This window comes from Citrobacter sp. RHBSTW-00570, assembly GCF_013739755.1.
Taxonomy (GTDB): Bacteria; Pseudomonadota; Gammaproteobacteria; order Enterobacterales; family Enterobacteriaceae; genus Citrobacter; species Citrobacter braakii.
In genome coordinates this window covers 4,492,111-4,516,334 of sequence record NZ_CP056399.1, presented here as the reverse complement: position 1 = coordinate 4,516,334, position 24,224 = coordinate 4,492,111, and the positions used below count along the sequence as shown (strand labels likewise).

26 protein-coding genes are annotated in these 24,224 nt (G+C 52.9%); 19 read left to right on the top strand and 7 right to left on the bottom strand.

Translation table 11 applies throughout. The features are described from left to right. The first annotated feature begins 19 nt into the window (after window positions 1–19). The 3 genes from rnr (at window position 20) to HV237_RS21455 (ending at window position 5,036) form a co-directional block, all read left to right on the top strand. Window positions 20–2,482, top strand: coding sequence for a ribonuclease R (rnr, locus tag HV237_RS21465; protein WP_016151418.1), 2,463 nt, complete (start codon window positions 20–22; stop codon window positions 2,480–2,482). Window positions 2,483–2,552: 70 nt separating this feature from the next. After that, window positions 2,553–3,284 (top strand): 23S rRNA (guanosine(2251)-2'-O)-methyltransferase RlmB, encoded by a 732-nt coding sequence (gene rlmB, locus HV237_RS21460; RefSeq protein WP_003830482.1) that lies wholly within the window; start codon window positions 2,553–2,555, stop codon window positions 3,282–3,284. Window positions 3,285–3,413: 129 nt separating this feature from the next. Next, entirely contained in the window at window positions 3,414–5,036 is a 1,623-nt protein-coding gene (locus HV237_RS21455; protein ID WP_047358896.1) for an isovaleryl-CoA dehydrogenase, read from the top strand. 85 nt (window positions 5,037–5,121) lie between these two features. On the opposite strand, the gene yjfN is transcribed toward HV237_RS21455, so the two are convergent. Together yjfN and bsmA are read right to left on the bottom strand one after the other, a co-directional pair. Further along, entirely contained in the window at window positions 5,122–5,397 is a 276-nt protein-coding gene (yjfN, locus tag HV237_RS21450) for a DUF1471 family protease activator YjfN (protein WP_016155512.1), read from the bottom strand. Between the two features lie 147 nt (window positions 5,398–5,544). Then, window positions 5,545–5,874: a biofilm peroxide resistance protein BsmA gene (gene bsmA / locus HV237_RS21445; protein WP_029139740.1), complete on the bottom strand. Its 330-nt coding sequence runs from the start codon at window positions 5,872–5,874 to the stop codon at window positions 5,545–5,547. Window positions 5,875–6,055: 181 nt separating this feature from the next. Here bsmA and yjfP point away from each other — a divergent pair, with 181 nt between their 5' ends. After that, window positions 6,056–6,805: an esterase gene (gene yjfP, locus HV237_RS21440; protein ID WP_016151422.1), complete on the top strand. Its 750-nt coding sequence runs from the start codon at window positions 6,056–6,058 to the stop codon at window positions 6,803–6,805. Here the strand turns inward: yjfP and ulaR are convergent. After that, window positions 6,802–7,557, bottom strand: a complete 756-nt coding sequence (ulaR, locus tag HV237_RS21435) for an HTH-type transcriptional regulator UlaR (protein WP_016151423.1) — start codon at window positions 7,555–7,557, stop codon at window positions 6,802–6,804. The two genes, yjfP and ulaR, sit on opposite strands and share 4 nt — an antisense overlap. A gap of 106 nt (window positions 7,558–7,663) precedes the next feature. Continuing rightward, entirely contained in the window at window positions 7,664–8,728 is a 1,065-nt protein-coding gene (gene ulaG, locus HV237_RS21430; RefSeq protein ID WP_016151424.1) for an L-ascorbate 6-phosphate lactonase, read from the bottom strand. A gap of 367 nt (window positions 8,729–9,095) precedes the next feature. On the opposite strand from ulaG, the gene ulaA reads away from it, so the two are divergent. The 6 genes from ulaA to HV237_RS21400 are packed head-to-tail and all read left to right on the top strand — an operon-like array spanning window position 9,096 to window position 13,506. After that, window positions 9,096–10,493: a PTS ascorbate transporter subunit IIC gene (ulaA, locus tag HV237_RS21425; RefSeq protein WP_047358895.1), complete on the top strand. Its 1,398-nt coding sequence runs from the start codon at window positions 9,096–9,098 to the stop codon at window positions 10,491–10,493. Window positions 10,494–10,508: 15 nt separating this feature from the next. Further along, complete coding sequence (ulaB, locus tag HV237_RS21420) at window positions 10,509–10,814, top strand: PTS ascorbate transporter subunit IIB (protein ID WP_047358894.1); 306 nt, start codon at window positions 10,509–10,511, stop codon at window positions 10,812–10,814. A gap of 11 nt (window positions 10,815–10,825) precedes the next feature. Continuing rightward, window positions 10,826–11,293 (top strand): PTS ascorbate transporter subunit IIA, encoded by a 468-nt coding sequence (gene ulaC / locus HV237_RS21415; protein ID WP_016151427.1) that lies wholly within the window; start codon window positions 10,826–10,828, stop codon window positions 11,291–11,293. A 12-nt stretch (window positions 11,294–11,305) separates the two neighbouring features. Beyond that, window positions 11,306–11,956 carry a 3-keto-L-gulonate-6-phosphate decarboxylase UlaD gene (gene ulaD, locus HV237_RS21410; protein WP_047358893.1) on the top strand — a complete coding sequence of 217 codons (651 nt, stop codon included), beginning with the start codon at window positions 11,306–11,308 and terminating at the stop codon, window positions 11,954–11,956. A gap of 9 nt (window positions 11,957–11,965) precedes the next feature. Continuing rightward, window positions 11,966–12,820, top strand: a complete 855-nt coding sequence (locus HV237_RS21405; protein ID WP_016151429.1) for an L-ribulose-5-phosphate 3-epimerase — start codon at window positions 11,966–11,968, stop codon at window positions 12,818–12,820. Beyond that, window positions 12,820–13,506 (top strand): L-ribulose-5-phosphate 4-epimerase, encoded by a 687-nt coding sequence (locus HV237_RS21400; protein ID WP_047358892.1) that lies wholly within the window; start codon window positions 12,820–12,822, stop codon window positions 13,504–13,506. The genes HV237_RS21405 and HV237_RS21400 overlap by 1 nt, the downstream gene beginning before the upstream one ends. A gap of 130 nt (window positions 13,507–13,636) precedes the next feature. On the opposite strand, the gene yjfY is transcribed toward HV237_RS21400, so the two are convergent. After that, a complete protein-coding gene (gene yjfY, locus HV237_RS21395) occupies window positions 13,637–13,912 on the bottom strand; it encodes a DUF1471 family protein YjfY (RefSeq protein WP_047358891.1) in 276 nt (91 codons plus the stop codon). 297 nt (window positions 13,913–14,209) lie between these two features. Between yjfY and HV237_RS21390 the strand changes: the two genes are divergently transcribed. The 6 genes from HV237_RS21390 to HV237_RS21365 all read left to right on the top strand — a co-directional run bounded on the left by HV237_RS21390 (window position 14,210) and on the right by HV237_RS21365 (window position 17,640). Next, window positions 14,210–14,974: a TSUP family transporter gene (locus tag HV237_RS21390; protein ID WP_047358890.1), complete on the top strand. Its 765-nt coding sequence runs from the start codon at window positions 14,210–14,212 to the stop codon at window positions 14,972–14,974. 159 nt (window positions 14,975–15,133) lie between these two features. Continuing rightward, window positions 15,134–15,529 carry a 30S ribosomal protein S6 gene (rpsF, locus tag HV237_RS21385; RefSeq protein ID WP_016151433.1) on the top strand — a complete coding sequence of 132 codons (396 nt, stop codon included), beginning with the start codon at window positions 15,134–15,136 and terminating at the stop codon, window positions 15,527–15,529. Window positions 15,530–15,535: 6 nt separating this feature from the next. Further along, window positions 15,536–15,850 (top strand): primosomal replication protein N, encoded by a 315-nt coding sequence (gene priB / locus HV237_RS21380; RefSeq protein ID WP_003025674.1) that lies wholly within the window; start codon window positions 15,536–15,538, stop codon window positions 15,848–15,850. A gap of 4 nt (window positions 15,851–15,854) precedes the next feature. Then, on the top strand, window positions 15,855–16,082 hold the full coding sequence (gene rpsR, locus HV237_RS21375) for a 30S ribosomal protein S18 (RefSeq protein WP_000135199.1): 228 nt from the start codon (window positions 15,855–15,857) through the stop codon (window positions 16,080–16,082). 41 nt (window positions 16,083–16,123) lie between these two features. Continuing rightward, entirely contained in the window at window positions 16,124–16,573 is a 450-nt protein-coding gene (gene rplI / locus HV237_RS21370) for a 50S ribosomal protein L9 (RefSeq protein ID WP_003025676.1), read from the top strand. A 143-nt stretch (window positions 16,574–16,716) separates the two neighbouring features. Further along, window positions 16,717–17,640 (top strand): DMT family transporter, encoded by a 924-nt coding sequence (locus HV237_RS21365; RefSeq protein ID WP_181541629.1) that lies wholly within the window; start codon window positions 16,717–16,719, stop codon window positions 17,638–17,640. Window positions 17,641–17,694: 54 nt separating this feature from the next. On the opposite strand, the gene HV237_RS21360 is transcribed toward HV237_RS21365, so the two are convergent. Beyond that, window positions 17,695–18,345 carry an OapA family protein gene (locus HV237_RS21360; RefSeq protein WP_016151435.1) on the bottom strand — a complete coding sequence of 217 codons (651 nt, stop codon included), beginning with the start codon at window positions 18,343–18,345 and terminating at the stop codon, window positions 17,695–17,697. A 219-nt stretch (window positions 18,346–18,564) separates the two neighbouring features. Here HV237_RS21360 and fklB point away from each other — a divergent pair, with 219 nt between their 5' ends. Together fklB and cycA are read left to right on the top strand one after the other, a co-directional pair. Further along, on the top strand, window positions 18,565–19,185 hold the full coding sequence (gene fklB, locus HV237_RS21355) for an FKBP-type peptidyl-prolyl cis-trans isomerase (RefSeq protein ID WP_003025685.1): 621 nt from the start codon (window positions 18,565–18,567) through the stop codon (window positions 19,183–19,185). A 309-nt stretch (window positions 19,186–19,494) separates the two neighbouring features. After that, window positions 19,495–20,904, top strand: coding sequence for a D-serine/D-alanine/glycine transporter (cycA, locus tag HV237_RS21350; protein WP_016151437.1), 1,410 nt, complete (start codon window positions 19,495–19,497; stop codon window positions 20,902–20,904). 80 nt (window positions 20,905–20,984) lie between these two features. Here the strand turns inward: cycA and ytfE are convergent, their stop codons facing one another. Then, window positions 20,985–21,647: an iron-sulfur cluster repair protein YtfE gene (gene ytfE, locus HV237_RS21345; protein ID WP_047358889.1), complete on the bottom strand. Its 663-nt coding sequence runs from the start codon at window positions 21,645–21,647 to the stop codon at window positions 20,985–20,987. A gap of 973 nt (window positions 21,648–22,620) precedes the next feature. Here ytfE and HV237_RS21340 point away from each other — a divergent pair. Beyond that, window positions 22,621–24,174 carry a methyl-accepting chemotaxis protein gene (locus tag HV237_RS21340; protein WP_046275835.1) on the top strand — a complete coding sequence of 518 codons (1,554 nt, stop codon included), beginning with the start codon at window positions 22,621–22,623 and terminating at the stop codon, window positions 24,172–24,174. Window positions 24,175–24,224: the final 50 nt, after the last annotated feature.

The following is a 24,224-nucleotide window of genomic DNA, read 5'->3' as shown; positions in this document are numbered from 1 at the left end:
TGACAATGGAGGAACCTCGATGTCACAAGATCCTTTCCAGGAACGCGAAGCAGAAAAATACGCGAATCCTATCCCGAGCCGGGAATTTATCCTCGAACATTTAACTAAACGTGAAAAACCGGCCAACCGCGATGAGCTGGCCGCTGAACTCAACATTGAAGGTGAAGAGCAGCAAGAAGCGCTGCGTCGCCGCCTGCGCGCCATGGAGCGTGACGGGCAACTGGTCTTCACTCGTCGTCAGTGCTATGCGCTGCCGGAGCGTCTTGACCTGCTGAAAGGTACCGTTATTGGCCACCGTGATGGCTACGGCTTTCTGCGCGTTGAAGGCCGCAAAGATGACCTGTACCTGTCCAGCGAGCAGATGAAAACCTGTATTCATGGCGATCAGGTGTTGGCACAGCCGCTGGGAGCGGACCGTAAAGGTCGTCGCGAAGCGCGTATTGTGCGCGTACTGGTACCGAAAACCAGCCAGATTGTCGGTCGCTACTTCACCGACGCTGGCGTTGGGTTTGTCGTCCCTGACGACAGCCGCCTGAGCTTTGATATCCTGATCCCGCCGGAAGAGGTGATGGGTGCTCGTATGGGTTTCGTGGTCGTGGTTGAGCTGACCCAGCGTCCGACGCGTCGCACTAAAGCGGTGGGTAAAATTGTTGAAGTCCTGGGCGACAACATGGGAACCAGCATGGCCGTTGATATGGCGCTGCGTACTCATGAAATCCCGTATATCTGGCCTCAGGCGGTCGAAAAACAGGTCGCCGGACTGAAAGAAGAAGTGCCGGAAGAAGCGAAAGCCGGACGTGTCGATCTGCGCTCCCTGCCGCTGGTCACTATCGATGGCGAAGATGCGCGTGACTTCGACGATGCGGTTTACTGCGAGAAGAAACGCGGCGGCGGCTGGCGTTTATGGGTGGCGATTGCTGACGTAAGCTATTACGTTCGCCCGCCGACTCCGCTGGACCAGGAAGCGCGCAGCCGTGGCACATCCGTCTACTTCCCATCGCAGGTTGTTCCGATGCTACCGGAAGTGCTGTCTAACGGATTGTGTTCGCTCAACCCGCAGGTGGACAGGCTGTGTATGGTCTGTGAAATGACCATTTCGTCGAAAGGCCGCTTAACAGGCTTTAAATTCTACGAAGCGGTTATGAGCTCCCATGCGCGTCTGACCTACACCAAGGTCTGGCACATGCTGCAGGGCGATCAGGAACTGCGTGAGCAGTACGCGCCGTTGGTTAAACACATTGAAGAGCTGCATAACCTCTACAAAGTGCTGGATAAAGCGCGTGAAGAGCGTGGCGGTATCTCGTTTGAAAGTGAAGAAGCGAAGTTTATCTTCAATGCTGAACGCCGTATTGAGCGTATTGAGCAGACGCAGCGTAATGACGCGCACAAACTGATTGAAGAGTGCATGATCATGGCGAACATCTCAGCGGCGCGATTCGTTGAGAAAGCCAAAGAGCCGGCACTGTTCCGTATTCACGATAAGCCGACGACCGAAGCGATTAATTCGTTCCGTTCGGTGTTGGCGGAGCTGGGGCTGGAGCTGCCCGGCGGTAATAAACCCGAGCCGCGTGATTACGCTGAACTGCTGGAGTCGATTGCTGACCGTCCTGACGCAGAAATGCTGCAAACTATGCTGCTGCGTTCAATGAAGCAGGCGATTTACGATCCGGAAAACCGCGGTCACTTTGGCCTTGCGTTGCAATCTTATGCACACTTCACCTCGCCGATCCGTCGTTACCCGGATCTCTCCTTGCACCGGGCGATTAAGTATCTGCTGGCGCAGGAGCAGGGCCATAAAGGCAACACCACGGAAACGGGTGGCTACCATTATTCGATGGAAGAGATGCTGCAGCTGGGTCAACACTGTTCGATGGCCGAGCGCCGTGCTGACGAAGCCACACGCGACGTCTCTGACTGGCTGAAGTGCGACTTCATGCTGGATCAGGTAGGTAATGTCTTCAAAGGCGTGATCGCCAGCGTGACCGGGTTTGGTTTCTTCGTCCGTCTTGATGAGCTGTTTATCGACGGTCTGGTGCATGTCTCCTCCCTGGATAACGACTACTATCGTTTTGACCAGGTTGGGCAGCGTCTGACGGGAGAATCCAGCGGTCAAATGTATCGCCTGGGCGATCGCGTGGAAGTTCGCGTGGAAGCGGTCAACATGGACGAGCGTAAAATCGACTTCAGTTTGATCTCCAGCGAACGTGCACCGCGCAATGAAGGTAAAACCGCGCGTGAAAAAGCGAAAAAAGGCGATGCGGGTAAAAATACCGGTAAGCGTCGTCAGATGGGCAAAAAAGTAAATTTCGAGCCGGATAGCGCTTTCCGCGGCGAGAAGAAAGGCAGAGCCAAACCTCAGGCGGATAAAAAAACGGCTGAGAAGAAAGGCGATAAAAAAGCGAAAAAGCCATCGGCAAAAACGCTTAAAATCGCTGCCGCCACTAAAGCTAAACGCGCGACGAAAAAGAAAGTCGCGCAATAACAGCCATAAACAGTAAGTCGGGCAACCTCGCGTTGCCCGCGTTACGCATAAACTATTAACGAGTACATTCATGAGTGAAATGATTTACGGCATCCATGCGGTGCAGGCTCTGCTGGAACGTGCGCCTGAGCGCTTCCAGGACGTCTTTATTCTCAAAGGTCGTGAAGATAAACGCCTGCTGCCGCTGATCCACGCACTGGAAGCACAGGGTGTTGTCATTCAGTTGGCTAACCGCCAGTTCCTGGATGAGAAAAGCGAGGGTGCGGTACATCAGGGAATTATTGCTCGCGTAAAGCCGGGTCGTCAGTATCAGGAAAACGATCTGCCGGATCTGATTGCTACGCTCGATCAGCCGTTCTTTTTGATCCTCGATGGTGTTACCGATCCGCATAACCTGGGGGCATGCCTGCGTAGCGCCGATGCTGCTGGCGTCCATGCTGTTATCGTACCGAAGGATCGTTCTGCGCAGTTGAATGCAACGGCGAAAAAAGTGGCCTGCGGCGCGGCAGAAAGCGTACCGCTGATCCGTGTGACCAATCTGGCGCGCACTATGCGTATGCTGCAGGAAGAGAATATCTGGATCGTCGGAACCGCAGGTGAAGCTGACCATACTCTCTACCAGAGCAAAATGACCGGACGTCTGGCGCTGGTGATGGGCGCAGAGGGTGAAGGTATGCGTCGTTTGACCCGCGAACACTGTGACGAACTGATCAGCATCCCGATGGCTGGGAGCGTTTCGTCGCTGAACGTTTCAGTTGCGACGGGCATCTGCCTGTTTGAGGCTGTACGCCAGCGCGGCTAAACTATCTCCCTCATTTCTCTCTTCTCTCAAGCCATCCTTCGGGATGGCTTTTTTGTGACCGTTGTCCCATGCGTCCTGCCTTCTGCCTGACCATACTTAAGGTGACGGCAATTGACGGAGGGAGACACAATGCACTGGCAAACGCATACCGTTTTTAACCAACCTGTACCGCTCAATAACAGCAACTTATATCTGTCCGATGGCGCGCTGTGTGAAGCGGTTATCCGTGAAGGCGCTGGCTGGGATAGCGATCTTCTCGCCAGTATTGGTCAGCAGCTAGGGACTGCCGAGTCGCTCGAGCTTGGCCGTCTGGCCAATGCTTTTCCACCCGAGTTGTTGCGCTACGACTCGCAGGGTCAGCGGCTGGATGATGTGCGTTTTCATCCTGCCTGGCATTTACTGATGCAGGGATTGTGCGCCAATCGCGTACATAATCTGGCCTGGGAAGAAGACGCGAGGCAGGGAACATTTGTTGCCCGGGCGGCCCGTTTCATGCTGCATGCGCAGGTGGAAGCGGGCACGTTGTGTCCGGTTACCATGACTTTTGCCGCCACGCCGTTGTTACTTCAGATGTTACCTGCCCCCTTTCACGACTGGTTTACACCGCTGCTAAGCGACCGTTATGACTCGCATTTACTGCCCGGAGGGCAAAAGCGTGGGTTATTGATCGGCATGGGAATGACCGAGAAGCAGGGGGGGTCAGATGTGCTGAGCAATACCACTCAGGCAGAACGTCTTACAGACGGCTCGTATCGGCTGGTGGGACATAAGTGGTTTTTCTCCGTGCCGCAAAGCGATGCCCATTTGGTACTGGCCCAGGCAAAGGGAGGCTTATCCTGCTTTTTTGTACCGCGATTTTTACCCGACGGGCAGCGTAATGCTATCCGTCTGGAGCGGCTGAAAGATAAGTTAGGCAATCGCTCCAACGCCAGCTGCGAGGTTGAATTCCACGATGCGATTGGCTGGCTATTGGGTGAAGAAGGGGAAGGTATACGTCATATCCTGAAAATGGGTGGGATGACGCGTTTTGACTGTGCGCTCGGCAGTCATGGCATGATGCGACGTGCTTTTTCTGTCGCGATTTACCATGCGCACCAGCGACAGGTTTTTGGCAAACCATTGATCGAACAACCGATGATGCGCCAGGTATTAGGTCGGATGGCGCTCCAACTGGAAGGTCAGACGGCGTTACTGTTCCGACTGGCGCGGGCCTGGGACCGTCGCGCTGATGCCCAAGAATCTCTGTGGGCCAGGTTGTTCACGCCAGCAGCGAAATTCTCTGTTTGCAAGGCCGGTATGCCGTTTGTTGCAGAGGCGATGGAAGTGCTCGGCGGGATTGGCTACTGCGAGGAGAGTGAATTGCCGCGCCTGTATCGTGAGATGCCGGTAAACAGTATCTGGGAGGGCTCTGGCAACATTATGTGCCTCGATGTATTGCGGGTGCTGACAAAACAACCCGGCATATACGATATGCTCAGCGAAGCCTTTGCTGAGGTAAAAGGGCAAGACCGACATTACGATCGAAGGGTACGTCAACTACAGCAGCGTTTACGTAAACCCAGTGAGGAGTTGGGACGGGAGATTACACAGCAGCTTTTCCTGCTCGGTTGCGGGGCGCAGATGTTGCGCTATGCCTCTCCGCCAGTGGCGCAGGCCTGGTGTCAAATGATGCTCGATACGCGTGGTGGACTACGATTGTCCGAGCAGGTGCTGAACGACTTGCTCCTGCGGGCAACGGGGGGATTACGGTAATAATATGCCTGATGGCGACGCTGGCGCGCCTTATCATGCCTACATTCAATGTAGGCCGGATAAGTTTACGCCATCCGGCAATCTGTTAAGCATAGAGTATGGCCTGTACGCGCCAGTTGTCGGGCTGCTGGTCTTCGTACATCTGAATGATCCGATACCATGAGGCACCCTGTTCATCCGCTTTTAACGCGATTACTCGTTCTACATCCTGCGGATTCCCTGCAATGTTACTGACAGATATCAGGCCAATTTCGTTCAGGCCTGTAACGCAGTCAGCACTGGCGAACTCGGCAGACTGCGCCGTAGTACCTACCAGTCCGGCAGAAAGCAGCAGTGAGGATAAGGCAAGTGATTGTTTCATCGTCAGCTCCATTATTCGTACCCCTACACACGGCAGGGCATTCCATCGCGATAATAAACCTCAAGCTTCCTGCTGTTGGTTTATTGTGCACAGGTAAACGCATAGCGGCGCAAAGCAATGTAAAGCTGACTAAATTCCAACCCAATGTTATTTACGATACAAAATAGCCTGTGAATACCATTGGCCTGTCACGATGGTTTCATCCACTAATAAAACCACGTAGTAATCAGCTTTTGCCGCGACGGCTTTGTCACGGATCTCTGCCAGCGCATCATCCGGAGAGCCTCTTACCAGCGCGCTGACCGTTCCTATTCGCTGTAACCCATTACTCTGGTCACGGCGGATCTCCTGCGGGTGGTCGGCAACGGGCGGTGCGGGTTGGGGCGTTCCCTGTAGCACGCTACAGGCGCTTAAAAGCATCACCAGCAATAAAGAGGCAAACCGACGCATAACTCTATCTCGTTTCCTGATAGCCATAGTGTAGTGCCTTATCAATTTCCCTTTAGGGGAATGTTCCCGAAGTGTTATCTCTCACGCGATTTTCGAATGAAAATGTTGCGAAAGCGTAACCCAGTTCTCAACATTATGAATCATTGCCGAACACATTCGCTTGCGTTAAGTATTGCTGCATGGCATACCAGAAAAAAAGAGGCGAAAAATGATCGAAATTGAAACACGACAGTTGGCTGGTATCCCTGTCCTGCACGCCGTTCCGGCTGGCAAACGCGAGTGTTCACTCCCTTGCATTATTTTCTATCACGGGTTTACATCTTCAAGTCTGGTCTATAGCTATTTTGCCGTTGCTCTGGCTCAGGCCGGATTCCGGGTTGTCATGCCCGATGCGCCCGACCATGGTGCCCGCTTCAACGGTGATGCTCAGGAGCGAATGTTTCGCTTCTGGCATATATTGCAGCAAAACATGCAGGAGTTTACGACGTTACGTGCGGCGCTGGTGGCGGAAAATTGGCTATCAGATGAAAGACTTGCTGTTGCGGGGGCGTCGATGGGAGGCATGACGGCGTTGGGCATTATGGCCCGCCATCCCGAGGTTAAATGTGTAGCCAGCCTGATGGGTTCGGGCTATTTTACCCGTCTTGCACAGACGCTTTTTCCCCCTTTACGGGTCCAGACGCCAGAGCAGCAGGCAGAGTTCGATGCCATTATCGCACCGCTCGCCGAATGGGATGTTACGCATCAACTACAACGGCTGGCCGACCGACCGTTGCTGTTGTGGCATGGACAGGAGGACGATGTGGTGCCCGCGGTTGAAACCTTCCGCTTACAGCAGGCGCTGATTCAGGCAGGGCTGGATAACAATTTAACCTGCCTGTGGGAAGCGGGCGTACGCCACCGCATCACGCCAGAGGCGCTGGCAGCGACAGTAACGTTTTTTCGCCAGCACCTTTAAACGCGCACGATGCTTACGCCCTGAGCTTCAAGTTGTTGCAGAATCTCAGGGTTAGCGTTTTTGCCGGTAATCAGCATATCGATTTGATCGGCGCGACTGAACAGCATCCCCGCGCGTTCACCGACCTTACTGCTATCGACCAGCACCACCAGTTTACCCACTACGTTAAGCATCTTCTGCTCAGCCATCGCGGTTAGCATATCGGTTTTATACAATCCGTCCGCGGTCAACCCTTTACCGCTGGTAAACATCCAGTGTCCGGCATACAGGCTATTTTCGCTGCCTTGCGGACTAAGCGTGATGGACTGGCTTTTGTTGTATTGCCCTCCCATGATGATCACGCTGTCATGCTCCTGGTCGATCAGATAGTTCGCCAGCGGCAGATAATTGGTGATGATCTGCACCGGCTTGCCGCACATTTCACGACCAAGCAGGAAGGCGGTTGATCCGCAGTTGATCACCACGCTTTCACCCGCATTTACAAGTTGGGATGCGGCCTTGGCAATGCGAACTTTTTCATCGTGGTTCTGCGCCTGATGCAGATTCATAGGTGTCCAGCGCGGACGTTGCTGGGTAATGGCTTCTGCGCCATTGCGGACTTTCTTGAGTTTGCCGCTTTCGTCGAGTTTATTGATGTCCCGGCGTGCTGTGGCTGGTGAAATCCCCAGACGCTCAATCACGTTCTCAACGGTAACAAAGCCCAACTGCGCCAGCATATCCAGCAATATTTGATGTCTTTGTGCTTCAGTCATGAGCTATTCCGATACAAATTGATTTGAAAAGATGATATTTGAAATAGCCTGGAAATACTAAAGTAAATGGGAAAAAATGCCGGAATAGCCCGGCATTTTGTAGGGGTCACAAGAAGGATTTAAACGGCAGATCCGGTTCAATCGTGAAGCAGTCATCAAAGCCGCGCGGATAATGATATTCAAAGTTATCTTTGTCCAACGGCCAGGTGAACTTACCGCCCACCTGCCAGATAAACGGCTTAAAGCCATACTTCAGTCGATCTTTTTTCATCTCCCACAGTACGCGGATCTCCTGAGGGTCGGCCTGGAAGTTTGACCAGATGTCATGATGGAAAGGGATCACCACTTTCGTATTCAACGCTTCCGCCATGCGCAGCATGTCGGAGCTGGTCATTTTGTCCGTAATCCCGCGCGGATTCTCACCATAGGAGCCGAGCGCAACATCGATCTGGTGCTCGTTGCCATGCTTTGCGTAGTAGTTAGAGTAGTGCGAGTCTCCGCTGTGGTACAGCGTTCCGCCCGGTGTTTTGAACAGGTAGTTTACCGCACGTGCATCCATACCATCCGGCAGCACACCTGCCGCTTTTTGATCGGCAGGTAGCGTGATTAATGCCGTACGATCAAACGCGTCAAGCGCATGAATTTCAATATCTTTCACTTTCACCACATCGCCTGGTTTTACCACGATGCAGCGCTCTTTTGGCACACCCCAACCGATCCACAGATCCACACAGGTTTGCGGCCCGATAAATGGTACGTCATCGGCGCAGTTTTGCATGACGGCGGCCGCGACATTCACGTCGATGTGATCGTTATGATCGTGTGTCGCCAGCACCGCATCGATCTGTCGAATTGCAAACGGATCAAGAACAAACGGCGTGGTGCGCAGGTTTGGCTGCAGTTTCTTCACCCCAGCCATGCGTTGCATCTGGTGGCCGGTTTTCATTAGCGGGTTACCGTGACTCTGTTTACCCGTCCCGCACCAGAAATCGACGCAGATGTTCGTCCCGCCTTCCGACTTCAGCCAGATGCCGGTACAGCCAAGCCACCACATAGCGAATGTGCCCGGGGCGACCTGCTCCTGTTCGATCTCTTCATTCAGCCAACTTCCCCACTCCGGGAATGTGCTCAGGATCCATGATTCACGCGTGATGCTTTTTACTTTACTCATCGCATTTACCTTCATATTTATTCAGATTAAGTCAATTTGTGATTTGTTTTGATTGATATTGACATCATTTTTTCAAGAAGGCAATGCGTTGATTTTTGGTGTTCAGCGGGGAAATGTGAGCAAATCACAGCGTGACAGGATGGTTTACTTGAGTGTTTGTTTTGTATTTTATTGTTTTAATAGAGTTTATTTTGGAAATGATGAATTAGAAGTAAAGCCACTCCACAAGTGTGTGAATTATTTGCGTACTGCATCACATTTAATCAAATTCAATCTTGTTGTGATTACTTTTGAAAATTAGAGTGAGGGCACAACATCCTGGGCATCTGTAATGAATGTTCAGCAACTTCGTCTACTGGAGATCGTTATGGAGATCCTCTACAACATCTTTACCGTCTTTTTTAATCAGGTTATGACCAACGCGCCCTTGCTGTTGGGTATTGTGACCTGTCTTGGTTACATCCTGCTGCGTAAAAGCGTCAGCGTTATTATCAAAGGCACGATCAAAACGATTATCGGTTTTATGTTGCTGCAAGCGGGATCGGGCATTCTGACCAGCACGTTTAAACCGGTGGTGGCGAAGATGTCCGAAGTTTACGGTATCAATGGTGCGATTTCCGATACCTATGCCTCCATGATGGCAACCATCGAACGTATGGGCGATGCCTATAGTTGGGTGGGTTATGCTGTGCTGTTGGCGCTGGCGCTGAATATTTGTTACGTACTGCTACGGCGTATTACCGGCATTCGCACCATCATGCTGACCGGCCACATTATGTTCCAGCAGGCGGGCTTGATTGCCGTCTCTCTCTTCATCTTCGGTTACCCGATGTGGACCACCATCATCTGCACCGCTGTGCTGGTGTCCCTCTACTGGGGCATTACTTCCAATATGATGTACAAGCCGACGCAGGAAGTGACCGACGGCTGCGGTTTTTCCATCGGTCACCAGCAGCAGTTCGCTTCATGGATTGCCTACAAAGTCGCGCCTTATCTGGGTAAGAAAGAGGAGAGTGTTGAAGATCTGAAGCTGCCGGGCTGGCTGAATATCTTCCATGACAACATCGTTTCTACCGCGATTGTTATGACCCTCTTCTTCGGCGCGATCCTGCTCTCTTTCGGTATTGATGTGGTTCAGGCGATGGCGGGTAAAACCCACTGGACGGTCTATATCCTGCAGACCGGTTTTTCGTTTGCCGTCGCTATTTTCATCATCACTCAGGGCGTACGTATGTTCGTTGCTGAGCTTTCAGAAGCGTTCAACGGTATCTCTCAACGTCTGATCCCGGGTGCAGTGCTGGCTATCGACTGCGCGGCGATTTATAGCTTTGCGCCCAACGCGGTGGTCTGGGGCTTTATGTGGGGCACCATCGGCCAACTGATTGCGGTGGGCATCCTGGTGGGTTGCGGCTCTTCTATTCTGATTATCCCTGGCTTTATTCCGATGTTCTTCTCGAACGCGACTATCGGCGTGTTTGCTAACCACTTTGGCGGCTGGCGCGCGGCGCTCAAGATTTGCCTGGTGATGGGGATGATCGAAATCTTCGGCTGCGTCTGGGCGGTGAAGCTCACCGGGATGAGCGCCTGGATGGGCATGGCGGACTGGTCAATTCTGGCGCCGCCGATGATGCAGGGCTTTGCCTCCATCGGCATCGTGTTTATGGCCGTCATTATTCTGATTGCACTGGCTTATATGTTTTTCGCAGGACGCACCTTGCGCGCTGAGGAAGACGCAGAAAAACAACTGGCAGAACACTCTGCTTAATAAGGAGTTCCGATTATGACCGTACGTATTTTGGCTGTATGTGGCAATGGGCAGGGGAGTTCCATGATCATGAAGATGAAGGTGGATCAGTTTTTAACCCAGTCAAATATTGACCATACGGTAAACAGTTGCGCAGTAGGTGAATACAAAAGTGAACTGAGCGGCGCGGATATCATCCTCGCTTCTACCCATATCGCCGGTGAGATTACCGTATCGGGCAATAAATATGTTGTTGGCGTACGCAACATGCTGTCTCCCGCCGATTTTGGACCAAAACTGCTGGAAGTGATCAACGCGCATTTCCCACAGGACGTGAAGTAAGGAGGCGGCCTATGAAATTACGTGATTCGCTGGCAGACAATAACGCCATCCTTTTACAGGCCGAGGCCAGCTCCTGGCAGGAAGCGGTAAAGCTGAGCGTGGATCTGCTGGTTAAGGCTGATGTGGTTGAACCACGCTACTACCAGGCCATCCTCGACGGAGTCGAACAATTCGGCCCGTATTTCGTGATTGCGCCCGGCCTGGCGATGCCGCACGGCCGTCCGGAGGAAGGGGTTAAGAAAACCGGTTTTGCGCTGGTGACGCTGAAAACACCGCTGGTGTTTAACCACGAAGATAACGACCCGGTCGACATCCTGATCACCATGGCGGCAGTAGACGCCAACACACATCAGGAAGTCGGCATCATGCAGATCGTGAATCTCTTTGACGACGAAGCCAATTTCGACCGTTTACGTGCCTGCCGTACCGCGCAGGAAGTGCTGGATTTAATTGATAACGCCACTGCGGCGGCTGTTTAAAAGGATACCAAAATGTCATTACCTATGTTGCAGGTTGCGCTGGATAACCAATCAATGTCTTCCGCCTATGAAACGACGCGTCTGATTGCCGAAGAGGTCGATATCATTGAGGTGGGCACGATTCTTTGCGTGGCTGAGGGGGTGCGCGCCGTACGCGATCTGAAGGCGCTTTATCCGCATAAAATTGTGCTGGCGGATGCCAAAATCGCCGACGCGGGTAAAATCCTCTCGCGCATGTGTTTCGAAGCCAACGCTGACTGGGTTACCGTCATCTGCTGCGCGGATATCAACACCACCAAGGGGGCGCTGGAGGTGGCGAAAGAATTTAATGGCGACGTGCAGATTGAACTGACTGGTTACTGGACCTGGGAGCAGGCGCAGGAGTGGCGTGACGCGGGCATTGGGCAAGTGGTATATCACCGCAGCCGTGACGCGCAGGCGGCGGGTGTGGCATGGGGAGAGGCAGATATTAGCGCCATCAAACGCCTTTCTGATATGGGCTTTAAGGTCACCGTCACCGGCGGCCTGGCGCTGGAGGATCTGCCGCTGTTCCAGGGGATCCCTATCCACGTCTTTATTGCCGGACGCAGCATTCGCGATGCTGCCTCTCCGGTAGACGCTGCGCGTCAGTTCAAACGTTCCATCGCCCAACTGTGGGGATAAGGAGCGACTATGTTGTCGAAACAGGTCCCGCTCGGTATCTATGAAAAAGCGCTCCCCGGCGGGGAGTGCTGGCTGGAACGCTTGCAGCTGGCGAAGGAACTGGGCTTTGATTTTGTCGAAATATCGGTTGATGAGACCGACGATCGCCTGGCGCGTCTTGACTGGCGCCGCGAGCAGCGACTGGCGCTGGTGGCCGCTATCGCCGAGACAGGGATACGCGTACCGTCCATGTGCCTGAGCGCTCATCGTCGTTTCCCGCTTGGCAGTGAAGATGATGCGGTGCGCGAACAGGGGCTGGAGATCATGCGTAAAGCCATTCAGTTTGCGCAGGATATCGGTATTCGCGTTATTCAACTGGCGGGTTACGACGTCTATTACCAGCAGGCCAATAACGAAACGCGTCGTCGGTTTCGCGATGGGCTGAAAGAGAGCGTGGAGATGGCGAGCCGCGCGCAGGTGACGCTGGCGATGGAAATCATGGATTATCCGCTGATGAATTCGATCAGCAAGGCACTGGGTTATGCCCACTATCTCAACAATCCGTGGTTCCAGCTGTATCCCGATATTGGCAATTTGTCGGCGTGGGATAACGACGTGCAGATGGAGCTGCAGGCTGGGATGGGTCATATTGTTGCCGTACACGTGAAGGATACCAAACCCGGTGTATTCAAAAATGTGCCGTTTGGTGAAGGGGTTGTTGAGTTCGAACGTTGTTTTGCGACGCTCAAACAGAGTGGGTACTGCGGACCATACCTGATTGAGATGTGGAGTGAAACGTCGGACGACCCGGCACGTGAAGTCGCGAAGGCGCGCGACTGGGTGAAGGCGCGAATGGCCAGCGCAGGTCTGGTGGAGGCGGTGTAATGCAAAAACTTAAACAGCAGGTTTTTGAGGCCAATATGGATTTGCCGCGCTACGGGCTGGTGACGTTCACCTGGGGGAACGTCAGCGCCATTGACCGCGAGCGCGGTCTGGTGGTGATTAAGCCTAGCGGCGTCGACTACCAAACGATGCAGGTAGATGACATGGTGGTTGTGGATCTGGCCGGCAACGTAGTGGAAGGGCGCTATCGTCCTTCTTCTGATACCGCCACCCATCTGGTGCTGTATCGCCGCTATTCTTCTCTCGGCGGCGTGGTGCACACCCACTCAACCCACGCGACGGCATGGGCGCAGGCGGGTCTGGCAATTCCCTCGTTCGGCACGACGCATGCGGATTACTTCTTTGGCGATATTCCCTGCACCAGGGCGTTAACTGAAGCTGAAGTTCAGGGCGAGTATGAGCTAAATACCGGTAAGGTGATTGTCGAAACGCTGGGGGAGGTGGAACCTTTGCATACGCCTGGCGTAGTGGTGTACCAGCATGGCCCGTTTGCCTGGGGCAAGGATGCTCACGATGCGGTACATAACGCCGTGGTGATGGAGGAAGTGGCAAAAATGGCATGGATTGCGCGTGGCATTAATCCGGCGCTTAGCCCCATCGACAGTTATCTGATGAATAAGCATTTCATGCGTAAGCACGGTCCAAACGCCTATTACGGACAGAAGTAACGACTAAGTCCTGGAGCCCAATCATTCAGGTGATGTTATCGATCTGGCTTCGGGACTTTTTTGCAAAAAAAGCCCCCTGTGAAGGGGGCAAATTAAACTGCAGCAATGTTCTCGTTGGTTATTTCTGGTGCTAGCGGTAAATATCTGCACTGGCGTGCATATTTCCGTTACTACCGGGTTCCCTGGCGAGGATCACGTGGTAGTAGGTTGCGCCTTGCGCATCGGTCTCTTCATTCAGGGCCTGAGTGGCTTCACTTTCAGTGGCGAAGTTATGATTTATGTAAATGACGCCTAAGCTCTGCACATCGTCCATATTCCTGGCCTGATGATTGTCAATTTTGATGGCTGCCGTTGCATTTGCACTAAGCAAAAGCATAGCCAGAAGGGTCAAAACACGGGCTCGCATATGTACCTCCTCGACTGCGGTCTCTGGTTGCCTCTCTCCTGTGAGTGATTAGCTTCTGATGTAATTTTAACCGTTACCGGCGCAGTCGATAGCGACCATTTCTGATGCAGTTGTTCAAAAAATTACCGCATAGCCATCTTTTCTTTTATTAACAGGCCGCTGGTGTGTACCGCGCGGTGAAAAATACCTGTCTTTCGCGCATAAGCACTTACCAAATAGTCAATTTAATCGGGTGAGTACGCCGTTTATAGTGAGCCGGATAATTAATATAACTTTATGATAATAAGGCAAAAACTTATGGATACTTCATTCATGGATTTCAGCTACTTTGTGATTATGTTTATGGTCGCGCTGGTGGCAGGCTTTATTAACGTGGTGTCGGGCGGCGGTGGTTTTCTCTCGATTGGCGCACTGTTAATTTCTGGTTTACCCCCGGCGAATGCGCTGGCAACCAATAAAATTCAGGCGCTGGGCAGCTCGCTGACCTCCGGGATTTATTTTTTACGCCGGGGGCATATCAACGTGCAGGAGCACAAGTATGTGTTTTTATCTGCCTTTATCGGTTCTGCGATGGGAACGACGCTTATCCAGTTCATTGAACCGGAACTGCTGAAGAAACTGCTCCCGATCCTGATTATCGCGGTCGCTATCTACTTTATTTTTGCGCCAAATCTCAGCGAACCGAAAAGAAAGCAGCAGGTATCCCTGTTTCTCTTCTCGTTGATCGGCGGGGGATGCATTGGCTTTTATGACGGCTTTCTCGGTGCCGGGGCTGGCTCCTTTTATACCCTCAGCTATATCCTGCTGCGGGGATACAGCATCGATAAGGCGCAAATTCACTCGAATTTTATTAACCTGGCGTCCAACATCGCCTCGATATTGTTCTTCATTTTTGGCGGTAAAATGATCTGGTCGCTGGGGCTGGTGATGTTTGCCGGACAGTCCCTCGGCGCACGTCTTGGCGCGACGGTCGTACTAACGCGCGGCAAGAAAGTTATCCGACCCATGATTGTCATTGTCTCCATTTGCATCAGCGTCAAAATGCTGCTGGATATGTATTAATGGCGACATGATAAATAATCGTACAATTACCTTGAGTTTAGTGGCAGGCGCCAGTATTATGACGCGTCAATTTTTCAGCCGACCTTTAACACGTTCCTTGCCTCCCCGGGCCTCGGCTGACCCAGACAGGAGGCTGAATAATCCGTAAGGAGCAATTCGATGCGTCATTACGAAATCGTTTTTATGGTCCATCCTGACCAGAGCGAACAGGTTCCGGGTATGATCGAACGCTACACTGCTGCCATCACTGGTGCAGAAGGCACGATCCACCGTCTGGAAGACTGGGGCCGCCGTCAGCTGGCTTACCCGATCAACAAACTGCACAAAGCTCACTACGTTCTGCTGAACGTTGAAGCGCCGCAGGAAGTGATCGATGAGCTGGAAACTACCTTCCGCTTCAACGATGCCGTTATCCGCAGCATGGTTATGCGTACTAAACACGCTGTTACCGAAGCATCTCCGATGGTTAAAGCGAAAGACGAGCGTCGTGAACGTCGCGATGATTTCGCTAACGAAACCGCAGATGATGCTGAAGCTGGGGATTCTGAAGAGTAATTTCTGATGACCAACCGTCTGGCGTTGTCCGGCACCGTGTGCAGGGCTCCCCTTCGAAAGGTCAGTCCATCAGGAATTCCTCATTGCCAGTTCGTGCTTGAGCATCGTTCTGTGCAGGAGGAAGCCGGGTTTCACCGGCAGGCGTGGTGCCAAATGCCCGTTATTATTAGCGGACACGAAAACCAGGCCATTACTCACAGTATAACGGTCGGTAGCGCAGTGACCGTTCAGGGGTTCATCTCTTGCCACAAGGCAAAGAACGGCCTGAGCAAAATGGTTCTGCATGCCGAGCAGATTGAATTGATAGATTCTGGAGACTAGCCATATGGCACGTTATTTCCGTCGTCGCAAGTTCTGCCGTTTCACCGCGGAAGGCGTTCAAGAGATCGACTATAAAGATATCGCTACGCTGAAAAACTACATCACCGAAAGCGGTAAGATTGTCCCAAGCCGTATCACCGGTACCCGTGCAAAATACCAGCGTCAGCTGGCTCGCGCTATCAAACGCGCTCGCTACCTGTCCCTGCTGCCGTACACTGATCGTCATCAGTAATCGGTCACGGTCCATTAATACGACTTTGAGAGGATAAGGTAATGCAAGTTATTCTGCTTGATAAAGTAGCAAACCTGGGTAGCCTGGGTGATCAGGTTAACGTTAAAGCGGGCTATGCTCGTAACTTCCTGGTACCACAGGGTAAAGCTGTTCCTGCTACCAAGAAAAACGTTGAATTTTTCGAAGCGCGTCGCGCTGAGCTGGAAGCTAAACTGGCTGACGTTCTGTCTGCTGCTGAAGCTCGTGCTGAGAAAATCAACGCACTGGAAACCGTAACCATCGCGTCTAAAGCTGGCGACGAAGGTAAACTGTTCGGTTCCATCGGTACTCGCGACATCGCTGACGCTGTAACTGCAGCTGGCGTTGAAGTAGCTAAGAGCGAAGTTCGTCTGCCGAACGGCGTTCTGCGTACCACTGGTGAGCACGAAGTGAGCTTCCAGGTTCACAGCGAAGTGTTTGCTAAGCTGACTGTAAACGTAGTTGCAGAATAAGTTTTTATTCTGATTACCGCGTAAAAGCGCCGGCCTCGTGTCGGCGTTTTGCTTTTCTGTTCCCTCCGCTTTTCGCTCTGGCTATTCTTTATCCTTTTCGGGATAATCATAAAAATAAAACATTATTTCAAAGTGGTGATGGAATGGAACCAACGCACCAACCTCTGTTTGCGCGTAAAAATGTTGTCTACCTGAGCGCAGCGTTCTGCTGTCTGCTGTGGGGGAGCGCCTATCCGGCGATCAAAAGCGGATATGAGATCTTCCAGATTGCCACGGATGACATTCCTTCAAAAATTGTCTTTGCCGGCTATCGCTTCCTGTTTGCTGGATTATTGCTGCTATTGCTGGCGGTGGCGCAGCGTAAACCGATTGGCCGGTTAAGCCCGCGTCAGTACGGTCAGCTCACGCTATTGGGACTGACGCAAACCTCGCTGCAATACATCTTCTTCTATATTGGCCTGGCGTTCACGACGAGGGTCAAAGGGTCGATCATGAACGCGACCGGCACCTTCTTCAGCGTGCTTCTGGCCCATTTTATCTATCAGAACGACAAGCTGAGCTACAACAAAGTGCTGGGCTGTATCCTGGGTTTTACCGGCGTAATGGTGGTGAACTTTAGCAGCGGACTGGATTTTAACTTCAGCCTGTTAGGGGACGGTTCAGTGGTGATGGCGGCCTTTATTCTTTCTGCCGCCACGTTATACGGTAAACGCATTTCTCAGACGGTAGACCCGACGGTAATGACAGGATATCAGTTGGGTGTCGGCGGTCTGGCGCTGGTTATCGGCGGCTACGCTTTTGGTGGCACGCTGACCGTACACGGCGCGTCTTCAGTGGCGATTCTGGGCTACCTGACGTTACTCTCTTCGGTCGCTTTTGCGTTGTGGAGTATTCTGCTCAAGCATAACCGCGTGGGGATGATTGCGCCGTTTAACTTCCTGATCCCGGTTTCGGGGGCGGTACTGTCGGCGATATTCCTCGGCGAAAACATTCTCGAATGGAAATATGCGCTGGCGCTGGTGCTGGTCTGTTCCGGGATCTGGTGGGTGAACAAGGTGAAGCGCTGACGCTTCACCTTGATGTCTGATGCGCTGTGTTTATCAGGCCTACAGGTGTGCCGGTTAACGGGCGCGAATAAAACTGCCGTTAGGTTGTCGAGTAAACAGTACCTGCTGACCATTACCGGTATCAATGGTTAATCCCGTTACCACGCCGTTGGCATTCTGCCTGATTTGTACCATCTGGCCGTCTTTCAGGTTGCTCAGAGGTTTTCCGGCACCTTCAACCTGCGCCATTGCGTATACATCGGTTGGCGGGAGGTTATGGTCACGGAATACCTGCGCCAGCGTTTTGCCCGAGTCTACGCGATAGGAGCGCCACTGCTGCTCAATTCCACTATCCTGTTGGAAAGGTTGCGTCTGCGGCTGAGATTGCTGAGCCTGCGGCTGCGCGTCTGGTTCTCCTTCCTGGATTGGCTCTGGGGCAAGCGGAGCGACCTGGCCCGGATCGTTTTGCGGGGCGACCAACTGTGCCTGCAGTTGAGCTTCGGTCGGTGGCTGCGACTGTGACTGTAAATCCAGCTGGGCAGTACGCGTAACCACAGGGGCATCGCTGGTGTCACTGGAGGGCAGCAGGAAGCCTATCACCAGCACGATAGCAGCAATTATAATGCCGCGTCGGTGCATAGGCGGTAGCGGATCCATAATGCGAAAATTGTCCGGTGCATGCCAGATTTTCGCCAGGGTTGGTTTTAATTCAAAGCGCCCGGGCATGGCTTTCCTCCTGCTCCGCGTCTCGTTCCTCGATCATAGAGTATAGATGGCTAATGCTATGATGTTCGTCATATTACCCGCTTTCGTGACGTCAACGCGGGGTATTCCTATTGTTTATGTTTCCTCGCGATTTGTCATCTGTTCCCGAGACAAAGTTTTACCGGATGCGGCATGGCTGATATGCTGCCCGCTACTTTACATCCGATGAAAGGAAATATGATGGCTAACCCGACTTTTGACACTATCGAAGCGCAAGCAAGCTACGGCATTGGTTTGCAGGTAGGACAACAGCTGAGTGAATCCGGACTGGAAGGACTGTTGCCTGAAGCGCTGGTAGCGGGTATCGCTGACGCGCTGGAAGGTAAGCACCCGGCAGTGCCGGTTGATGTTGTGCATCGCGCACTGCGTGAAATCCACGAACGCGCTGATGCAGTTCGTCGCGAGCGTTTCCAGGCTATGGCGGCTGATGGCGTCAAATATCTGGAAGAAAACCGTGAGAAAGAGGGTGTGAACAGCACTGAATCCGGTTTGCAGTTCCGTGTTCTGACTCAGGGCGAAGGTGCTATTCCAGCGCGTACTGACCGCGTTCGCGTGCACTACACCGGTAAACTGATCGACGGTACCGTGTTTGACAGCTCTGTCGCACGCGGCGAACCGGCTGAATTCCCGGTTAACGGCGTGATCCCTGGCTGGATTGAAGCGCTGACCCTGATGCCGGTAGGTTCCAAATGGGAACTGACTATTCCTCAGGAACTGGCTTACGGCGAGCGTGGCGCTGGCGCGTCCATTCCTCCGTTCAGCACGCTGGTGTTCGACGTTGAGCTGCTTGAGATCCTGTAAGCAGTGACTTCTGTTCCCTCCGAGGCCGGGGGGAACAAAAAAATAGCGTGAAAAGCTATAGTTACGTGGTTGTCGATATTTTATTTTGCAAATGCCTCGTTAGCGTGTATTTTTGTGAGCTGATTCGCGCTATCAGAGTGATATGACACTCACTTTAAACATTAAATTAACATTATATCTAAATCTTAGTATTCATCCCGCCAATTCTTACCTAATATCGATGAGTCCTGATAATCAGGAACGTCGTATCATAGACACACTAAAGGCCGTAGAGCCTGAACAACACAGACAGGTACAGGAAGAAAAAACATGGTAGATCAGGTAAAAGTCGACGCCGCTGAAGAGGCTTCGTCTGAACAGTCGCTACGGCGCAATCTCACAAACCGTCATATTCAACTTATTGCTATTGGTGGTGCTATTGGTACCGGCCTGTTTATGGGCTCTGGTAAAACCATCAGCCTCGCCGGACCGTCGATCATCTTTGTGTATATGATTATCGGTTTTATGCTGTTTTTCGTGATGCGTGCAATGGGTGAATTGCTGCTCTCGAATCTGGAGTACAAATCTTTTAGTGATTTCGCCTCTGATCTGCTCGGGCCATGGGCCGGGTATTTTACCGGCTGGACTTACTGGTTCTGCTGGGTTGTTACCGGGATGGCAGACGTTGTCGCCATTACGGCGTATGCGCAATTCTGGTTCCCCGAACTTTCAGACTGGGTCGCCTCGCTGGCGGTAATCGTGCTGCTGCTGAGCCTCAACCTTGCCACTGTAAAAATGTTCGGTGAGATGGAGTTCTGGTTTGCGATGATCAAAATCGTCGCCATCATCGGCCTGATTGTCGTTGGTCTGGTGATGGTGTTGACGCACTTCCAGTCGCCAACCGGCGTTCAGGCATCGTTCACGCATCTGTGGAATGACGGTGGCTGGTTCCCGAAAGGTCTGAGCGGCTTCTTTGCTGGCTTCCAGATAGCCGTGTTCGCGTTTGTGGGTATTGAGCTGGTGGGAACGACCGCTGCAGAAACCAAGGACCCGGAGAAATCTCTGCCGCGCGCCATTAACTCGATTCCGATCCGTATCATCATGTTCTACGTTTTTGCGCTGATCGTGATTATGTCCGTAACACCGTGGAGCTCGGTAGTGCCAACCAAGAGCCCATTCGTTGAACTGTTTGTGCTGGTCGGTCTGCCTGCCGCGGCGAGCCTGATCAACTTTGTGGTGCTGACTTCAGCTGCCTCTTCCGCAAACAGTGGCGTGTTCTCTACCAGCCGTATGCTGTTCGGCCTGGCACAGGAAGGCGTAGCGCCTAAAGCGTTTGCCAAACTGTCTAAACGCGCAGTTCCGGCGAAAGGTTTAACCTTCTCCTGTATCTGTCTGCTGGGCGGCGTGGTGATGCTTTACGTGAACCCGAGCGTGATTGGCGCGTTCACCATGATCACCACCGTGTCGGCGATTTTGTTCATGTTCGTCTGGACCATCATTCTTTGCTCGTACCTGGTGTACCGCAAGCAGCGTCCGCACCTGCATGAAAAATCAATCTACAAGATGCCGCTAGGCAAGCTGATGTGCTGGGTATGCATGGCGTTCTTTGTCTTCGTACTGGTACTGCTGACGCTGGAAGATGATACCCGCCAGGCGCTGATCGTGACGCCGCTGTGGTTCATCGCGCTGGGTCTGGGTTGGTTGTTTATCGGTAAGAAACGTATGGCAGGTATGCGTTAATTTTAGTGCCCGGTAGCGCGATGCTTACCGGGCCTGAATTCCGTAGGCCGGATACGCGTTAGCGCTATCCGGCGATATCTTTACTCCCCGGCGAGAGCTCGCGGGAACAATACATTATTTTCCAGACTGATGTGTTCCATCAAGTCGTCGATCATCTCGTTAATGCCGTTATACATGGCTTTCCAGGTGGTGCAGGCTTCTGGCGGCGGCGTCACGTTATGGGTGATGTGTTTGATCACTTCGACCAGTTCACCGGCATCGTCATGTTCGCTTTCCATCACGCTGATTGGTCCCATCGCCTGGCTACCCATGCCCTGTTTGATCATCGGGAACAGGATCTGCTCTTCTTTCATCATATGGCTGGACAGCTCTTCATGCAGCATGGTCAGGTTTTTCGCCAGACCGCGTGGTACGTTCGGTTTATCGGCGTGAACGCGTTCAACTTTCGTGGCCTGCAGAATCAGTTCCGGCAGCTGTTCGCGGTGTCTGTTGTGATAACGCACGATGATATGATCGATGATTTCAGCCAGTGCCACGGTACGCCAGTCTTTCTCCAGCGGCTGTTCAGCCAACTGCGCGAGCTGTGCCTCAATAACGTCTAAATCCAGCTCTTTACGCGCAGCAGCGCGTGCCAGCGTTTGCTTACCGCCGCAGCAGTAATCCATATCGTATTTACGAAACAGGGCCGAAGCGCGAGGAATAGAGAGCGCCAGTTCACCTAAAGGTTGATCGCGATAAGACATTGCCGTTACCTCATTCTCAATAATATAAGATGTATATTAAATGCAACTTATAGCGAAGGATATAACCCTTTCGGGGTGCAATGCCGTTCAGTTAAGCATTATGGAGAACATGTGATTTTGGCTCAGAGTTCCGTTCACCTCAGTGGTATCACTTTTCTGAAGCTCAGATACCCGTGAACGTGCAAAGGAGGCTCACCGCCGCCTCCCTTGCAACCCAGGCTCCCGGCGGGAAAATCGTCGCTGCGCGATTCATTCGTCTTATGCCGTCTGCCTGTCGGGTCGGGGCCGGGCCTGCGTCCCTGCAGGCCGTCCCCTCAGCCCGCATCCCTGCGGGCAGACCCGGTCAGCCGTCAACGCCTCATCGATTTTCAGCCGGACGGGGTCATCGCTGCAACGCACTGACTTCCAGTTAACTCTGTTTTGCTATTCAGATAAAAAACGCAGGTGGTCAGGTGTGGGCTGGTCCGGCTGAAAATTGCCGACGTGTTTCCGTAAGGCCGGGAGAACCCGCAGGGATGCGGGTTCAGGGCGCGTTTTGCAGGGACGCTGCCTCGCGCCCGGCCCGGTAGCCTGGAGGAATAAACGGAGGGGACCGCGGAGCGGCAATTTTCCCGCCGGGAGCCGGGATTGTTAAGGGTACGGCGATAGTACCCTTAACACGTTCACAGGAATTGGTGTTTCAGAGAAACGATGAACATGAGGTGAACGGAACCCTTTCTCTGAGATAGCATGTTCATCACCTCCGCCAATACAGGCTGATGATTTCTGATACAGAGGAGTTAACTGAACGGTATTGCTTTCGTGGTGGGGTTTTTTGTGAGGAATGTCACGAAAATTTCTTGTTTCGTTAAGGTGCTGAATCTTATTAGAAAGGAGAGGGGCGGCGAAAAAAGCCGCGCGACAGGATTAAATAAGCGCACGCCGCTGCCGATAGTTAGACCTCAGACAATACCTGCATAATAAAAGGCTACAGATGTTTAAACGAATCAAAGTGATAACCTTACTTATCACCGTGTTACTCGCCCTGGGCGCGATGCAGCTCATCTCCGCGGGCGTCTTTATTGGCGCGCTCAATAACGATAAGCAAAACTTTAACGTCTCTCAGCTTTCCAGCCAGAACGTGGCCGAGTTTACCGATGCGTGGATTAGCCTGAACCAGGCTCGCGTCACGCTCAACCGGGGCATGTTGCGTTTACAGGGAACGATGGCTAGCGAGATTAACGGCGGTCAGTTGAAGGAACTGGTGAACACGGCAAATCGCCTGTTGGCCGAATCGAAAGAGCATTACGATAAATACTACGCCCTGCCGGAAACGCCGGGGCTTGATGAACATCTGGCCGATCGACTGGAAGAGCAGTACGGCATCTATTCTGCGACGCTGGCTAAAATGAACGCGCTGTTGGCTGAAGGTAAGCTGGAAGAGATGTTCAAGCAGAATGCCGAGCAAAAGCAAACGGCCATGCAGGAAGTTTATCGGGAATGGCGTAGCGCGCAAACGGCGCTGGCCACTGCCGGGGTGCAGGACAATGAGAGTGATTACCAGAAGATAATCTGGCTGCTGTCCGCCGTGATGCTGATTGTCGTCACCGTGATTATCGCCAGCTGGCTGGCGATGCAGCGAGTGCTGCTCAAGCCTCTCCACGAAGTGATGGGGCATATTCGCCACATTGCTGCGGGTGATTTGACGCACAGCATCAACGCCGATGGCAGCAATGAGATGGCGCTGCTGGCAGTCAACGTTCGCGACATGCAGCAGGCGCTGGCGAACACAGTCAGCGTGGTGCGTGACGGGGCTGACACCATCTATACCGGCGCAGGTGAAATTGCCGCCGGCAGTAACGATCTCTCTTCACGTACCGAGCAGCAGGCCGCCTCTCTGGAAGAGACTGCTGCCAGCATGGAACAACTCACCGCTACCGTGAAGCAGAACGCGGATAACGCGCGTCAGGCGACCAGTCTGGCAAAAAATGCCTCACAGACGGCGCAGAAAGGCGGAACCGTGGTTGATGGCGTAGTGCGTACGATGGATGAAATTGCCACCAGTTCCAGCAAAATCGCGCAAATTACCAATGTTATCGACGGCATTGCCTTCCAGACTAATATTCTGGCGCTGAACGCGGCAGTAGAAGCGGCACGTGCGGGCGAGCAGGGGCGTGGGTTTGCCGTGGTCGCTGGCGAGGTCCGTACACTGGCACAGCGTAGCGCTCAGGCGGCGAAAGAGATTAAGGCGCTGATTGATGACTCGGGGAATCGGGTAAATGCCGGTACGGCGCTGGTGCATGAAGCGGGTGAAACGATGGCGGAAATTGTGAGCGCCGTGACCCGTGTGACCGACATCATGGGCGAGATAGCCTCGGCTTCTGATGAACAGAGCCGGGGTATCGATCAGGTAGGTCAGGCGGTTGCCGAGATGGATCGCGTGACGCAGCAAAACGCCTCGCTGGTGGAGGAGTCAGCTTCCGCCGCCGCCGCGCTCGAAGAGCAGGCAGCACGACTGAATCAGACCGTAGCGGTGTTTAAAGTTTAACGTCTACTCCGGCCTACAAAATAATATCTTGTAGGTCGGATTAGCGCAGC

Bases quoted from the DNA above. Each gene is read 5' to 3' on its own strand.
- rnr (WP_016151418.1), top strand. From the start codon at position 20: ATGTCACAAGATCCTTTCCAGGAACGCGAAGCAGAAAAATACGCGAAT.
- rlmB (WP_003830482.1), top strand. From the start codon at position 2,553: ATGAGTGAAATGATTTACGGCATCCATGCGGTGCAGGCTCTGCTGGAA.
- HV237_RS21455 (WP_047358896.1), top strand. From the start codon at position 3,414: ATGCACTGGCAAACGCATACCGTTTTTAACCAACCTGTACCGCTCAAT.
- yjfN (WP_016155512.1), bottom strand. From the start codon at position 5,397: ATGAAACAATCACTTGCCTTATCCTCACTGCTGCTTTCTGCCGGACTG.
- bsmA (WP_029139740.1), bottom strand. From the start codon at position 5,874: ATGGCTATCAGGAAACGAGATAGAGTTATGCGTCGGTTTGCCTCTTTA.
- yjfP (WP_016151422.1), top strand. From the start codon at position 6,056: ATGATCGAAATTGAAACACGACAGTTGGCTGGTATCCCTGTCCTGCAC.
- ulaR (WP_016151423.1), bottom strand. From the start codon at position 7,557: ATGACTGAAGCACAAAGACATCAAATATTGCTGGATATGCTGGCGCAG.
- ulaG (WP_016151424.1), bottom strand. From the start codon at position 8,728: ATGAGTAAAGTAAAAAGCATCACGCGTGAATCATGGATCCTGAGCACA.
- ulaA (WP_047358895.1), top strand. From the start codon at position 9,096: ATGGAGATCCTCTACAACATCTTTACCGTCTTTTTTAATCAGGTTATG.
- ulaB (WP_047358894.1), top strand. From the start codon at position 10,509: ATGACCGTACGTATTTTGGCTGTATGTGGCAATGGGCAGGGGAGTTCC.
- ulaC (WP_016151427.1), top strand. From the start codon at position 10,826: ATGAAATTACGTGATTCGCTGGCAGACAATAACGCCATCCTTTTACAG.
- ulaD (WP_047358893.1), top strand. From the start codon at position 11,306: ATGTCATTACCTATGTTGCAGGTTGCGCTGGATAACCAATCAATGTCT.
- HV237_RS21405 (WP_016151429.1), top strand. From the start codon at position 11,966: ATGTTGTCGAAACAGGTCCCGCTCGGTATCTATGAAAAAGCGCTCCCC.
- HV237_RS21400 (WP_047358892.1), top strand. From the start codon at position 12,820: ATGCAAAAACTTAAACAGCAGGTTTTTGAGGCCAATATGGATTTGCCG.
- yjfY (WP_047358891.1), bottom strand. From the start codon at position 13,912: ATGCGAGCCCGTGTTTTGACCCTTCTGGCTATGCTTTTGCTTAGTGCA.
- HV237_RS21390 (WP_047358890.1), top strand. From the start codon at position 14,210: ATGGATACTTCATTCATGGATTTCAGCTACTTTGTGATTATGTTTATG.
- rpsF (WP_016151433.1), top strand. From the start codon at position 15,134: ATGCGTCATTACGAAATCGTTTTTATGGTCCATCCTGACCAGAGCGAA.
- priB (WP_003025674.1), top strand. From the start codon at position 15,536: ATGACCAACCGTCTGGCGTTGTCCGGCACCGTGTGCAGGGCTCCCCTT.
- rpsR (WP_000135199.1), top strand. From the start codon at position 15,855: ATGGCACGTTATTTCCGTCGTCGCAAGTTCTGCCGTTTCACCGCGGAA.
- rplI (WP_003025676.1), top strand. From the start codon at position 16,124: ATGCAAGTTATTCTGCTTGATAAAGTAGCAAACCTGGGTAGCCTGGGT.
- HV237_RS21365 (WP_181541629.1), top strand. From the start codon at position 16,717: ATGGAACCAACGCACCAACCTCTGTTTGCGCGTAAAAATGTTGTCTAC.
- HV237_RS21360 (WP_016151435.1), bottom strand. From the start codon at position 18,345: ATGCCCGGGCGCTTTGAATTAAAACCAACCCTGGCGAAAATCTGGCAT.
- fklB (WP_003025685.1), top strand. From the start codon at position 18,565: ATGGCTAACCCGACTTTTGACACTATCGAAGCGCAAGCAAGCTACGGC.
- cycA (WP_016151437.1), top strand. From the start codon at position 19,495: ATGGTAGATCAGGTAAAAGTCGACGCCGCTGAAGAGGCTTCGTCTGAA.
- ytfE (WP_047358889.1), bottom strand. From the start codon at position 21,647: ATGTCTTATCGCGATCAACCTTTAGGTGAACTGGCGCTCTCTATTCCT.
- HV237_RS21340 (WP_046275835.1), top strand. From the start codon at position 22,621: ATGTTTAAACGAATCAAAGTGATAACCTTACTTATCACCGTGTTACTC.